Origin of the sequence: Actinoplanes lobatus (genome assembly GCF_014205215.1) — a bacterium.
Lineage (GTDB): Bacteria > Actinomycetota > Actinomycetes > Mycobacteriales > Micromonosporaceae > Actinoplanes > Actinoplanes lobatus.
On record NZ_JACHNC010000001.1, the window covers coordinates 4,996,917 to 5,009,179 of the forward strand.

Annotated in this window: 12 protein-coding genes; 4 read left to right on the forward strand and 8 right to left on the reverse strand. The window is 72.3% G+C overall.

Annotated elements, in window-relative coordinates; genetic code table 11:
* Positions 1-4: 4 nt before the first annotated feature.
* Positions 5-472, forward strand: coding sequence for a hypothetical protein (locus BJ964_RS23060; protein ID WP_188122610.1), 468 nt, complete (start codon positions 5-7; stop codon positions 470-472).
* Here the strand turns inward: BJ964_RS23060 and BJ964_RS23065 are convergent.
* The 4 genes from BJ964_RS23065 to BJ964_RS23080 all read right to left on the reverse strand — a co-directional run bounded on the left by BJ964_RS23065 (position 459) and on the right by BJ964_RS23080 (position 5,718).
* Positions 459-2,684, reverse strand: coding sequence for an MMPL family transporter (locus BJ964_RS23065; protein WP_188122611.1), 2,226 nt, complete (start codon positions 2,682-2,684; stop codon positions 459-461). The two genes, BJ964_RS23060 and BJ964_RS23065, sit on opposite strands and share 14 nt — an antisense overlap.
* Positions 2,681-4,111, reverse strand: coding sequence for a sensor histidine kinase (locus BJ964_RS23070; RefSeq protein ID WP_188122612.1), 1,431 nt, complete (start codon positions 4,109-4,111; stop codon positions 2,681-2,683). The genes BJ964_RS23065 and BJ964_RS23070 overlap by 4 nt, the downstream gene beginning before the upstream one ends.
* A gap of 50 nt (positions 4,112-4,161) precedes the next feature.
* Complete coding sequence (locus BJ964_RS23075; RefSeq protein WP_188122613.1) at positions 4,162-4,419, reverse strand: DUF3040 domain-containing protein; 258 nt, start codon at positions 4,417-4,419, stop codon at positions 4,162-4,164.
* A 186-nt stretch (positions 4,420-4,605) separates the two neighbouring features.
* The gene (locus BJ964_RS23080) at positions 4,606-5,718 is read right to left on the reverse strand and encodes a M20/M25/M40 family metallo-hydrolase (protein WP_188122614.1); all 1,113 of its coding nucleotides are present in this window, start codon (positions 5,716-5,718) and stop codon (positions 4,606-4,608) included.
* A gap of 96 nt (positions 5,719-5,814) precedes the next feature.
* Between BJ964_RS23080 and BJ964_RS23085 the strand changes: the two genes are divergently transcribed.
* From BJ964_RS23085 to menC, 3 genes are read left to right on the forward strand one after another with little or no spacing between them, the layout of a single operon-like run.
* On the forward strand, positions 5,815-6,489 hold the full coding sequence (locus BJ964_RS23085) for a GNAT family N-acetyltransferase (protein WP_188122615.1): 675 nt from the start codon (positions 5,815-5,817) through the stop codon (positions 6,487-6,489).
* The gene (locus BJ964_RS23090; protein WP_188122616.1) at positions 6,486-7,130 is read left to right on the forward strand and encodes a MurR/RpiR family transcriptional regulator; all 645 of its coding nucleotides are present in this window, start codon (positions 6,486-6,488) and stop codon (positions 7,128-7,130) included. The genes BJ964_RS23085 and BJ964_RS23090 overlap by 4 nt, the downstream gene beginning before the upstream one ends.
* On the forward strand, positions 7,127-8,239 hold the full coding sequence (gene menC, locus BJ964_RS23095) for an o-succinylbenzoate synthase (protein WP_203832864.1): 1,113 nt from the start codon (positions 7,127-7,129) through the stop codon (positions 8,237-8,239). Before BJ964_RS23090 ends, menC begins: the two co-directional genes overlap by 4 nt.
* Here menC and BJ964_RS23100 read toward each other — a convergent pair.
* The 4 genes from BJ964_RS23100 to BJ964_RS23115 form a co-directional block, all read right to left on the reverse strand.
* Positions 8,229-9,710 (reverse strand): lysyl oxidase family protein, encoded by a 1,482-nt coding sequence (locus BJ964_RS23100; protein WP_188122617.1) that lies wholly within the window; start codon positions 9,708-9,710, stop codon positions 8,229-8,231. The genes menC and BJ964_RS23100 overlap by 11 nt on opposite strands.
* 95 nt (positions 9,711-9,805) lie before the next feature.
* Positions 9,806-10,600 carry an isocitrate lyase/PEP mutase family protein gene (locus tag BJ964_RS23105; protein ID WP_188122618.1) on the reverse strand — a complete coding sequence of 265 codons (795 nt, stop codon included), beginning with the start codon at positions 10,598-10,600 and terminating at the stop codon, positions 9,806-9,808.
* A 26-nt stretch (positions 10,601-10,626) separates the two neighbouring features.
* On the reverse strand, positions 10,627-11,292 hold the full coding sequence (locus BJ964_RS23110) for an NAD(P)-dependent oxidoreductase (RefSeq protein ID WP_188122619.1): 666 nt from the start codon (positions 11,290-11,292) through the stop codon (positions 10,627-10,629).
* Positions 11,293-11,621: 329 nt separating this feature from the next.
* Positions 11,622-12,119 (reverse strand): hypothetical protein, encoded by a 498-nt coding sequence (locus tag BJ964_RS23115; protein ID WP_188122620.1) that lies wholly within the window; start codon positions 12,117-12,119, stop codon positions 11,622-11,624.
* Between the last annotated feature and the right edge of the window lie 144 nt (positions 12,120-12,263).

Genomic DNA, 12,263 nt, shown 5'->3' on the forward strand with positions numbered 1-12,263 from the left:
ACCAGTGACCAGCCACGACACCGAAGTCCTGCCGCGACCGCCCGACCTCGGCGGGAAACCCGCCGCCGCCCGGCGACGCTGGTGGAACCGCACCACCGTCGCGCTGCTCGGCGTGGTCCTGCTGGCCGGCGGCTTCCTCGCCGGTGTCCGGGCCCACGAACGCTGGGGCGGCTCGTCCGCCGCCCCGCCGAGCGCGGGCACGCCGAGCGGCGGGGCGGACGGCCGTGCCGCGGCCGCCCCGTCGCCCTCCGTGGGCGGCGCTACCGGGACCGTCCAGCTCGTCGACGGCACCACCCTCTACGTGACGACCGCGAGCGGCGAGACGGTCACCGTCCGGACCGGCGACGACACCACGGTGAAGGTCAGCCGGACCACCGGCCTGGAGACCCTCACCTCGGGACTGCCGGTCACGGTGGAGGGCGTCGCGGACTCCGAGGGCGTCATCACGGCGACGTCGGTCACGGCCGGTTGACCGGATCCCGGCCGGGGGTCCACCAGTTGGCGCGGCCGAGCATGGCCATGGTGGCGGGGACCAGCAGGCCGCGGATGATCGTGGCGTCGATGGCGATCGCCACCGCCAGGCCGAGGCCGGTCATCTTCACCACGGGGCTGGAGGTGAGGACGAAGCTGGCGAAGACGCAGACCATGATCAGCGCAGCCGAGGTGATCACCACGCCGGTGGCGGCCAGACCCTCGCGAACCGAGGTGCGGTTGTCGCCGGTGGCGTCCCAGGATTCGCGAACCGCGGTCAGCAGGAACACCTCGTAGTCCATGGACAGTCCGAAGAGCAGGGCGAACAGCAGCATCGGCACGTAGGACTCGATCGGGACCGGACCCGACAGCCCGACCAGGGTCACGCCCCATCCCCACTGGAAGACCGCGGTCAGCACACCGTAAGCGGCGGCCACCGAGAACAGGTTCATCACGGCGGCCTTGACGGCCACCACCGGCGCGCGGAACGCCGCCAGCACCAGCAACGCGGCCAGGATCACGACCAGACCGATGACGTACGGCATCCGCCCACCCACCCGCTCGGCCAGGGCGGCCTTCATCGCCGTCTGCCCGGTGACGTAGATGTCCAGCCTTCCGGCCTTCACGGCGGCGATGCGTTCGGCCGTCGCCACGGTGGCCGGGTCACCGGGCCCGGTCTCGGGGATCACCCGTACCGTGACGGCCTGCCCGTCCGAGGAGATCCGCGGCGGGTGCACCCGTTCCACGCCGGGCACCTCCGTGAGTGCCTTGACCAGCGCGTCCACCCGCGGATCACGGACCCGCGGTCCCGGCGTCCCGGTGGCGGCCGTCCCGCCCGCGCCGCTCGGCCGCGGGGAAGCGGGCCCGGCGGAGGTGTGGCCGCCGGGCGACGGGGAGGGGGACCGGAGAGTCATGGGGACGGGCGCCGGCGGCGTCAGCTCGGCGATCACGGTGAGCGGGCCGGTGATACCGGGGCCGAACTCGGCGGCCAGGACGTCGTGGCCGATCCGGCCCGCGCTGCCGGGCGGCTGGTCTCCGGCGTCGGTCTGGCCCAGGGTCATGACCGTCACCGGAGCGGCCACGACCAGCAGCAAAACGGTGCTGGCCAGGGCGTACGGCCACGGGCGGCGGGTCACCCGGTCGGAGAGGGCGGCCCACATCGACGGGCGGACCGGCCGCTGGACGTGCGGGCGGCGGCGGATCGGGAGCGCGTCGATCCGGTGGCCCAGCACCATGAGCAGGGCGGGCAGGAGGGTGACCGCGGCGGCCACCGCGACCAGGACGATCAGACCGGCGGTCCAGCCCAGGGTGGCCAGGATCGGGACGCCGGCGACGGCCAGGCCGGCCAGCGCGACGATCACCGTGCCGCCGGCGAAGGCCACCGCGCTTCCGGAGGAGGCGACCGTGGTGACGATCGCCTCGGGGACGGGGACGCCGGTGGTCAGCAGCGAACGGTACCGGGTGATCATGAAGAGGGCGTAGTCGATGCCCACCCCCAGGCCGATCATGGTGGCCAGGGTGGTGGCCACCTCCGGTACGGCGGTCAGGTGACCGGCCAGACCGATCGCGCCGAGGCCGCAGACCAGGGTGAGCAGGGCGGTCAGCAGGGGCAGCCCGGCGGCGACCAGGCCACCGAAGGCGGCGACCAGCACGACCAGCGCCACGCCGATGCCGAGGGCCTCGCTGCGGCGGGTGTCCGCCGCGGGCCGGGCCAGCGTGCCACCGGGGAGCACCTCGTCGGCGGCGGGCGCGGCGGCGGTCAGCACCGCGGCGGTCAGCTCCGCGTCGATGTCGCGGGGGCCCACGTCGAACTGGACCGTGAGATAGCCGGTGTCACGGTCCGCGGTCAGTGAGCCGGCCTCCGTGGTGGGCGCCGTCACCGCGTCCACGTGGTCCAGTTCCTCGATCCGGTCGGCGGCGGCCCGCACCGCCTCCTCGTCCAGCGGACCGTCCGTGGACCGCACGATGATCTGGCCGGTGGCCCCGCCCGTGCCCGGAAAGTGGATCTCCAGCAGGTCGCGCCCGTGCTGGGCGGCGCTGCCCGGCATCGTGGTGTCGTCGTCGACCGGGCGCCCGAAGGTCACCACCATCGCGGCGACCGCCACCGTGACCAGCAACCACGTACTGATCGTCCACCAGGGCCGCCGGACCGCCAGCCGCCCGGCCCCGGTGAACCACCGGTGCACCGGGCCGCCCTCCCGCGCCGCGCTCATCGCGTGCCCTCGCTGCCCGCATCGCGCGTGACGGTGGCCCGGTCGCCCGGCGTGGCCGCGGCCGGGAGTTCGAACCACACGGCGACACCGTCGCCGGTGTCGATGCCGGTGACGCCGCCGTGGGCGCGGACCACCTCGGCCACGATCGCGAGACCCAGGCCGAAGCCACCCGCGTACGTCCGTGCCGCGTCCGCCCGCCAGAACCGCTCGAACGCCCGCCCCGCCGCCTCGGCCGTCATCCCGGGCCCCTGATCGGCGACGGTGACCCGGACACGGTCGCCGTTCGCGCTCACCGTGATCTGCGCCGGGGTGCCGGGCGGGGTGTGTGCGCGGACGTTGCCGAGCAGGTTGGCCAGAACCCGGCGCAAGGTGCCCTCGTCGCCGGCGACCGTCACCGGGGCGATGACCCGCACGGTCAGTGGACGGTCCGGTTCGGCGGCGCGGGCGTGGGTGACCGCGTCGTGGACGAGCACGGCCAGGTCGACCGGTTCGCGCCGGGCCGGCGGCTCGGACTCCAGCCGGGCCAGGTAGAGCAGTCCGTCGACGAGGACACCCATCCGGCTGGATGCCTCCTCGAGGCGGCCCAGCACGTCGGGCCGGGCGGCCAGGTCGACCGCACCGCCGCGGATGAGCTGGAGGTAGCCGCTGATCGAGGTGAGCGGGGTGCGCAGCTCGTGCGACGCGTCCGCCACGAAGGTGCGCATCACGGCCATGCTGGTCTGAATCCGGGTGAGCATGCCGTCGACCGCCACCGAGAGCCGGCCCACCTCGGTCCGGGCCGCGGGGCTGCCCGGTTCCGGGGCGCCGACCCGCCGGTCCAGGTCGCCGTCGGCGATCGCTCCGGCGATGGCGGCGATCTCCTCGAGCGGGCGCAGCCGGCGGATCACCAGCCAGCGGGCCAGTACGGTGAGCAGCGTCAGCACCGTGACGGCGGTGAACGCGGCGGTCGTGGCGAGCCGGGTGACGGCGTCCCGGACCGGGGCCAGCGGCAGGCCGATCAGCATCGTCCCGTTGACGCCCCGAACGACCCGGACCCGGTAGGCGCCGCGCACGGTCTGCGGGCCCGGAACGGCGGGATCGGCGCCGTCCAGCAGCGGTTCGGCCGGCAGCGGGGTGCCGCCGTCCAGGCGGACCGTGAGCCCGTCGGCGCGACGGAACTCGATCAGATAGTCGGTGACGGGCGTTGCCGAGTCCGGGCCTTGTTCGGGTACCGGCGCGGCCCCTTCCCGGACCAGGGCCACCGCCGCGGCGAGCCGGTCGTCGATGCGCTCCAGCAGGTACGCCCGCAGCGCCAGCGCCGCGGTCAGCCAGGTGATCGCCAGCGCCGCCGCGGTCAGCCCGGTCACCCCGGCGACCAGCGAGAACCGAAGAGGCCGGGCGGAGGCGATGGAGGGCCGGTCATCGGCGACCGGGGTGTGCGCGCTCATGGTGCCGTCATCAGAGCACGCTTAATTGAGAGATCGATGAGAGCCGGAGGTCAGCGCTCCCGGCGGTGGCGTGCGATCAGGATGACGGCGATGACCGCGGCGAACACGTCGACCGTGATGATCACACCAGGCCACCCGAAAAGTATCATCACCGGCGGAACCAGGACGAACAGGGCGACGCAGAGGGCGAAGACGATCGGGAACCGGACCTCGGACTCCGGCGCGGCCATCCGCGCGGCGAACTCGGGGTCGGCTTCGAGCTCGCTCTCCAGCTCGGCGAGGGTCCGCCGATCATCATCGCTCAGCATCGATTCCCCTCCAGGCCCGCCTGATACCCGGCTGCCGCGGGTCTAAACCGGCTGGAACAGGGAATTCAGCGGACATGAAAAATCAGCGCGAACCGGAAGAGAAGAAGCCCGAGGACATGCCCCGTCATCCGGCGGCACGTCCCCGGGCCGAGGCGGACCGTGAGCTGGTCCCGCCCGACGAGCCGCTCACCGGAGCCGCGGGACCAGACCCGAGGGGCCGAGGAGGGCGGTGAGCAGGGCGGTCCGTTCGGCCATGCCGTCGGCCGACACCCATTCGGTACGGGCGTGCGCACCGCCGCCGCGGGGCGCCAGCCCGTCCACGGTGGGCCGCCCCAGCGCGCCGGTGGTGTTGGTGTCCGCCGCGCCGTCGGCCGGACGGCCGTCCAGGGTCTGCCCGAGGCCGGCGGCGATGCCCCGGATCCGGTCCAGCAGCTGGGCCCCGGCGTGGTCGGGCCGCCAGGTGGGCCGGTGCGACAGCAGCCGCGCCGACACGGTCGCCCGCTCCCGGACCGGCCGTAGCGCCCGCAGTTCGCCGAGCAGCGCCTCCTCGTCGGCCGGGTCGGAGAACCGCAGCCCCAGGTCGGCGTGCGCCCGGCCGGCCACCACGTTGGTCCGGCCGCCGCCGGCGATCGTCCCGGTGTTCAGCAGCACCGGCCGCCGCTCCGCCACCGTCCGGACGTGGATCAGCTGGTCGACCAGCTCGTCGATGGCGTTGGCCCCGGCGCCCGGGTCCAGTGCGGCGTGCGCCTCCACCCCGGTCACCTCGATCCGGGCCCGGGTGCTGCCCCGGCGGCCCGTCTTCAGGTCGCCGCCCGGGTGCGGCGGCTCCAGGCCGAGCACCACCGCGGCCCGCCCGGCCTCGGCGCGCACCAGGTCTCCGGCGCTGGGCGAGCCGATCTCCTCGTCGGCGACGACGATCACCCGTACCTCGGGATGGTCCTGATCCTTGATCTCGGCCGCCGCCGCGAGAAGCGCGACGAGACCGGCCTTGGTGTCGTAGACGCCGGGGCCGCGCACCACGTCACCCTCCACCGACCAGGGCATGGTGGCGAGCGTGCCGACCGGCCACACGGTGTCGTAGTGGGACAGCAGCAGGATCGGCGGGCCGGCGATGCCGCGGGCGGGCAGGTTCCAGAGCAGGTGGTCGCCGGTCGGGTGCGGCTCGCGGGCGGTCGTGAAACCGGCCCGCCCGGCGTCCGCCTCCAGCGTCCCGGCCAGGGCGGCCAGCGAGCGGGCATCCCCGGTGGGTGACTCGAGGACCGTGTACCGGTGCAGCGCTTCGAGCTCGGGTGACGGCATATGCGAACGCTAAGTTGCCGCTACAGCGTTGTCAACGAGCGATGATGTTGCAAGGATGGCGTTTATACGTTCCCTATCTTTATCCGGAGGTACGGCATGGAGCTGTCGGTGCGGGAGCTCGACGGGCTCGCCGAGTGGACTGCGGCGGCCCGCCTCTACCGGACGGTCTTCGGCTACGAGGAGCCGGAGTACGGGTTGAGCCCCCGCCTGCTGGCCGCCCTCCGGGAGAACTCCGGCTCGGTGATCGGCGCCCTCGGCCCGTCCGGCGGCCTGGTCGGCTTCTGCTTCGGCTTCTCCGCTGTCGACGCCGGCGAGGTCTACCACTACTCGCAGGCCGCCGTCGTCGCTCCCGAGGCTCAGGGCCTCGGCGTCGGCCGCCTGCTCAAACAGGCGCAGGCCGACGTGGCGCGCGGCACGGGGGCGCGCACCATGCGGTGGACCTTCGATCCGTACGCGCTGCGCAACGCCCACTTCAACCTGGCCGTGCTGGGCGCCACCGGGGTGAGGTTCCTGCCCGACTACTACGGTGGCGACACCGACCGGATCCTGGTCAGCTGGGACCTGTGGCACGCCCGCAAGTCCGGCGTCCCCGGCCCGCCCGTGCGGACCCCGGCCGACCCGCGGTTCGCCGCGCCGTCGCTGTCCGACCGGGCCCGGCTGCGCGCGAGCCTCCAGGAACGGTTCGCGTCCGGCGGCCGTCTGGTCGGTGTCGCCCGGGTGCCGGGGGACGCGGACCGGGTCGTCTACACGTTCGAGAATGCCGAACTGTGACGAGCCCGCGTTCCACCCCGTCCGAACGGTTCGACCGCAACGTGCAGCGCCGCTCCGCCCAGGTGCTCAAGCAGCGTGTCCTGGAGCAGCAGCGCACCGAGTTCGAGAAGGCGCTCGCCTGGGCCGCCGAACAGGACGCCATCGAACGGGCCGCCGCCCTGATCGTGTCGGCCCGCCGGCGCTACCTGATCGGGCACGGCAAGTCGCTCAGCTACGCCTCGATGCTGGCGGTCGACCTGAGCGCCGGGCTGTCCGGCGTGCATCTGGTCGACGGCGCCTCGGCCCGGCCGCTCGACGTGCTCAGCGACATCCGGCAGGGCGACCTGCTGATCGCCGTGTCCATGTCCCGCTACCGCCGGGAGACCGTGGACGTGGCGTCGGCGTACGCGCGGCGCGGCGGCGACCTGGTGCTGATCACCGACGCCGACGACACCCCGCTGTCCGCCCACGCCACGGCCGGCATCGTGATCGGCGCCGAGAGCGCGTCGTACGCGAACTCGCCCACCTCGGTCGTGCTCGCCCTGCACCTGCTCGCCACCCTGACCATCGCCAGCTCCAAGGGGGCCGGCCGCCGCCTGCGCGACCGTGACGACCTCGCCGCGGAACTGGGCCTCTACACCGGGGACACGGACGAGACATGATGCGGATCGAGAAGGTGGAGCTGCGCCGGGTCCGGCTGCCGCTGGTGCACCGGTTCCAGACCAGCTCCCACGCCAAACGGGAGCTGGAGCACATCCTCGTCACCCTCACCGGTACGGACGGGGCCGTCGGCTGGGGTGAGATCGCCTCGCCGAGCGGGCCGTTCTACTCCGCCGAGACGGTGGACAGCTGCTGGGCGGTGGCCCGCACGTTCCTGGCGCCGCTCGTGCTGGCCGCGGAGTGGGAGCATCCGTCCGAGCTGGCGGCCGCGATGGCGAAGGTGCGGGGGAACCATTTCGCGCGGGCCGGGTTCGACATGGCGGGCTGGGCACTGTGGTCGCGCGCGATGGGCGTACCCCTCTCGAAAGCTCTCGGGGGTGAGCGGGCGAAGGTCGAAGCCGGTGTGTCGCTCGGCATCGAACCCACCATCGACGACCTGCTCGCCCAGGTCGGGGCCCGGGTGGCCGAGGGGTACCGGCGGGTGAAGCTGAAGATCGCACCGGGCTGGGACGTCGAGCCGGTCCGCGCGGTCCGTGCCGCCTTCCCCTCCGTGCCGGTGCACGTGGACGCCAATGGGGCCTATCTTTTTGATGATTGCGCGATCTTCGAGGAGTTGGACAGGCTCGGCCTGCTGATGATCGAGCAGCCGTTCGCCCCGCGCGCTCTGGTCGACCACGCCGCGCTGCAAGCCGTCCTGAAGACGCCGATCTGCCTGGACGAGTCGGTCGAGGAGGTGGACGACCTGGTCACCGCGCTGCGGCTGGGCGCCGGGCGGATCCTCAACATCAAGGTCTCCCGGATGGGCGGGCTCACCCCCGCGGTCCGCGCCCACGATCTGGCCGTCGCCCACGACGTGCCGGTGTGGTGCGGCGGCATGCACGAGTTCGGGATCGGCCGGGCCGCGAACGTGGCGCTCAGCTCGCTGCCCGGCTTCACCCTGCCGTCGGACGTCTCCGGCTCGGACAAGTACTACGCCCGGGACGTCACCTGCGAGCCGGTCGTCTGCGACGGCGGGTTCGTCGAGGTGCCCTCCGCGCCCGGTCTGGGCTGGGAGGCCGACCTGGACTTCCTCGAATCGCGGACGACCGGCCGGGAGACGGTCAGCCCTTGATGCCGTGGACCGCCGGCACGGTGAGGGTGCGCTTCTTCGGCGTGCCACCCAGCACGATCCTGCGGAGCGCGGTGTTGTTGCCGGTGGTCAGCTCGCCCAGACGGTTGCTGGGGTTCGCCTTCACCTGGATGTAGTAGGTGCCGTTCGGCAGGTTCGTGATGTCGAACGACTGGCCGGGCCGGTCCTGGGTGTAGGTGTCGCCGTTGCCGATGTCCAGCACCTCACGCACCGCCACCACGGTGTTCGCCCCGCACGAGGTCTCCAGCGAGGTGTTCTCCGGCCGCCACTTCGCGCCCGCGATCGTGTAGTCGACCGCGTCCGTGTTGGCCAGGCAGAACGCCTCCTTGCCACTGCGCACCGCCAGCTTCTTGTCACTCTTCAGCAGCGTGTACTGCGCGAAGTCGGTGAAGTGCCAGTGCTTGTGGCCCTCCCGGTCGTCCCACTCCATGGTGCCGGCCGGCCGGGACCCGACCTGCTTGCCGTGTGCGTCGAAGAAGTACTGGTACGCGTCCATCAGATCCGTTCCGGTACGCCGGAAGCCGTCCACCACCAGCGGGGACGTGCCGGCGTTCCAGACCGTGGCGCCGAAGTTCACGTACCACTTGCCGCCCTCCTGCGAGAGGCTGATGCCCCAGGCCGGCAGCGACCGCAGATCCGGCTTCGGGCCGGCCTTCGGCGCCGCCTTGAGGACCGTGGGCCGGCTCGCCGCCGCGCGGAACTCGGGCAGCCGGTCGGAGACCTGACCGTGCGCCTCGTGACCGCCGGCCAGCGACTTGTCCGCATCCGGCTTGACGTCGACGACGTTCAGCGCGACCTTGGCGGTGGCGCTCTTCGCCGGGATGCCGAACATCTTCCGGTACGCCGGGTTCACCGTCGCCGTGGCCGTGTACTTCCCGGCCTTCACGTTCTTCAGCGTGGCCGCCGACCGCGGCTGGTCGGTGATCGCGGCGTTCCAGCCGGCCTGCACACCCCAGACCGCGCCCAGCGTGAACGGATTCTCGCCACCGCACCCCAACGGGTACGGGTTGGTCGCCGGAGCGGTCGGCCGGGTGCGCGCCGACTGGTCCGAGTTCCCGCAGAACCCCGTCCGGTACGTCGCGACCGTCTTCCCCTTGGCGTCGGCGATCGTGATCGTGGTGAAGTCCTTGAGCCCGGTGAAGTCCTTGACCGTCCCGGCCGGAAGCTTCACCCAGGTGCGCTTGCCCTTCTTGACTACGCTGCGGTGCGCGACGATCGGCTTGTCGTAACCGGTCCTCCTGGCCAGGATCACCAGCGGGTCCTTGCCGGCGATCACGTGCAGGCCCAGGTTGAAGGACAGATAGACGTCGTCGCCGTCGACGTACCGCTCCGCCGTGACCGTCCTGCTCGCGGCCACCAGCGTCACCGGAGTCGGGGCGGCCGCCGCCTCGGCCACCCCGGCGCTCGCCAGCACCACGGCACAGGCCGCGATGATCGCGATTGTCCTCTTCATGATCTTTCCTCCCCCTTGAACAGCTTTCGTGGCTATCTCACCCGGAATGCTGTGAAGCCGCTGTGAAGCGGGGAGGTTTGGCGTGAACCGGGGACTCAGCCGCCGAAGGCGGCCTTCACCTCGGCCGGGGTGAGTCCCTGAGCCCGGAACCCCGTGGTCCCCGTCTCCAGCAACTCCCGGGCCGCGTCCCGGACCGCCCCGTAAGCCGCCCAGGCCAGCGCCCCGCCCACCGAGACCCGCCGGACCCCGAGCTTGCCCAGCTCCGGCACGCTGGGCGCACCCGGCAGAACGAGCACGTTCACCGGCGCCCGAACGGCGGCGACCACCCGCTCGATGTCCCCGATGGCCTTCACCCCGGGCGCGAACAGCACGTCGGCCCCCGCGTCCCGGTAGGCCACCAGCCGATCGATCGTGTCGTCGAGATCCCCGGCCCCGTAGAGATGGTTCTCGGCGCGGGCGGTCACCACCACCCCGTGCCGCCGGGCGGCCTCCACCGCGGCCCCGACCCGCTCGACACCGACCGCCAGCGACTCCACCGCCCCGGCCACCGGGTCGTAGTCCTCGATCGACAGCCCCGAAGCCCCGGCCTCCGCCAGCAGATCCACGGTCTCCGCGATCCCCCCGGCGGTCTCCGCGAACAGCCGCTCCGAGTCCACACTCACCGGAACCCCGGCCCCCGCCGTCATCGCCGCGACATGGGCCACCAGCTCATCCCTGGTGACCTGCTGATCCAGCTTCCCCAGGGTGGCCGCCAGCCCCGACGACGTGGTGGCCAGAGCGGGGAACCCGGCCCCCTCCAGCACCCGTGCCGACCCCACGTCGAACGCGTTGGCGATCACGAAGGTCCCGGCCGAGTGGAGTTCCCGAAAATGCTTCCGAAGCGAATCCATGCCCATCACCCTGGCACACCCCCGGATCAGTCGAAGATGGAGATCCGGGTGCGGTGGTGGCGGGGGTTCTCGATCTCGTCGAGGGCCGCCACCGCCAGGTCGGCATAGGAGAGGGTCGAGCCGGTCGCGGTCGCGGTCTCGCCGCCGGTGCGGTAGCGGCCGGTCCGGTGAGCCGCGGCGTCCAGCTGGGCCGGTGGGGTGAGCATCAGCCAGTCGACCGGAGTGTCCGCGGCGCGGAGGTGTTCCAGACCGGCGGTGTGGGCGAGGGCGAACGGGCGGAACTCGGCGGGCAGGACGGCCGGATCGTCGAGGAGCAGCCCGCCGTCGGCGGAACGCAGGTTGACGAACAGGCCGATCAGGACCAGACGCGGTACGCCCGCCGCGGCCAGCCCGGTGAGCAGGGCCTCGTCGGCGGTGACGAACCACTTCTCGTCCAGGTTGCCGAGGGCCGCCAGCTCCTCGGGGCCGGAGGCGGGGGAGACCGCGTTGACCACGGCGTCGTGGCCGCGGACGAGGTCGGCGATGGCGGCGGCGTCCTGGACGTCGCCCTGGACGACGCGGTCGGCGGCGAGGGCGGGATGGCGGGCCGGGTCGCGGACGACCCCGGTCACCCGGTGGCCGCGGCGGTGCGCCTCGGCGGTCATGGCGCGGCCGGCCCGGCCGCCTGCTCCGAAGATGACGATGCTGGTCATGGCGCGGACGCTAATCGACGGGGGTCTGGTTACCGCAACGAAACCGGCGCCTATGGTTGCTGACCGGGCCTTGAACTACGGAATCGTCGGCTGTTCAGGCGTCAAGGCGGCCGGCGCGGCCGGCCGCTCGCGCCGCCCAGCAGGGCCGGGCCGGAGGCCCGCCGCGACATGTGGCCTGGCGGCCACATGTCGCGGTTCCAGCCCGGCGGCGGGCGCGAACGACGAATGGCCCCGGAACCACCGCACAACGGGTGGCATCCAAGGCCATTTAGTCAGATCACACGCTGGTTTTCGCCCGAGTACGGCCAAGGACGTGGCCCGGCCGACGGTCAATCGGCCCGGATGATCATGTCGAGGCCGTCGTCCGGGTGGTAGGTCCAAGACGCGGTGATGCCGTCCCAGCTTTCCTGCTGACGACCGTCAAGCGCGCGGGTGTCCCCGATGTGTGCCTGGACTGCCACGGGCATCTTGAGCGCATCAAAGACGCATTGTTCAGCGTCGTACGGGACACCGGAATAGTCTTCCTCGCCCGTTCCATCGAAGATGAGCGTATGCCCGTCGTCAGCGATATCGGTGCCTTTGCCAGCCGGATCGCAACTTGCCTGAACGTCCTGAAGTGACGAATGCTTTTCCAAGCCGATCGCTGCGGCCGCGCCCTGTCCAGCGTCGCTTTGAGCCACCACAGCGAGCACCACAGCAGCTCCACCGAAGAGTACAAAGCTGGCCACCGCCGCGCTTGCAAAGACCGGCACCTTGCCAAACTTCTTCGGAGCCGAGGTCGGCCCGCCGTACTGTGCTGCCTGAATCGGGTACTCCCCGAGGCCCATGGGCTGAGGCTGCCCTGGAGTGGGCTGGGAATAGGGTGCCTGCTGGTGCTGCGGTGGGTACTGGGGCTGGGTGAAATCGGATGGCGGAGGGTAGAGCGGCTGCTCTGTCATCGAGGGCTCCCCGAGGCCCATGGATTGAGGCTG

Excerpts from the sequence above, each read along its gene's own strand:
- BJ964_RS23065 (WP_188122611.1), bottom strand. The coding sequence starts at position 2,684 with ATGAGCGCGGCGCGGGAGGGCGGCCCGGTGCACCGGTGGTTCACCGGG.
- BJ964_RS23070 (WP_188122612.1), bottom strand. The coding sequence starts at position 4,111 with ATGAGCGCGCACACCCCGGTCGCCGATGACCGGCCCTCCATCGCCTCC.
- BJ964_RS23075 (WP_188122613.1), bottom strand. The coding sequence starts at position 4,419 with ATGCTGAGCGATGATGATCGGCGGACCCTCGCCGAGCTGGAGAGCGAG.
- BJ964_RS23080 (WP_188122614.1), bottom strand. The coding sequence starts at position 5,718 with ATGCCGTCACCCGAGCTCGAAGCGCTGCACCGGTACACGGTCCTCGAG.
- BJ964_RS23085 (WP_188122615.1), top strand. The coding sequence starts at position 5,815 with ATGGAGCTGTCGGTGCGGGAGCTCGACGGGCTCGCCGAGTGGACTGCG.
- menC (WP_203832864.1), top strand. The coding sequence starts at position 7,127 with ATGATGCGGATCGAGAAGGTGGAGCTGCGCCGGGTCCGGCTGCCGCTG.
- BJ964_RS23100 (WP_188122617.1), bottom strand. The coding sequence starts at position 9,710 with ATGAAGAGGACAATCGCGATCATCGCGGCCTGTGCCGTGGTGCTGGCG.
- BJ964_RS23105 (WP_188122618.1), bottom strand. The coding sequence starts at position 10,600 with ATGGATTCGCTTCGGAAGCATTTTCGGGAACTCCACTCGGCCGGGACC.
- BJ964_RS23110 (WP_188122619.1), bottom strand. The coding sequence starts at position 11,292 with ATGACCAGCATCGTCATCTTCGGAGCAGGCGGCCGGGCCGGCCGCGCC.
- BJ964_RS23115 (WP_188122620.1), bottom strand. The coding sequence starts at position 12,119 with ATGGGCCTCGGGGAGTACCCGATTCAGGCAGCACAGTACGGCGGGCCG.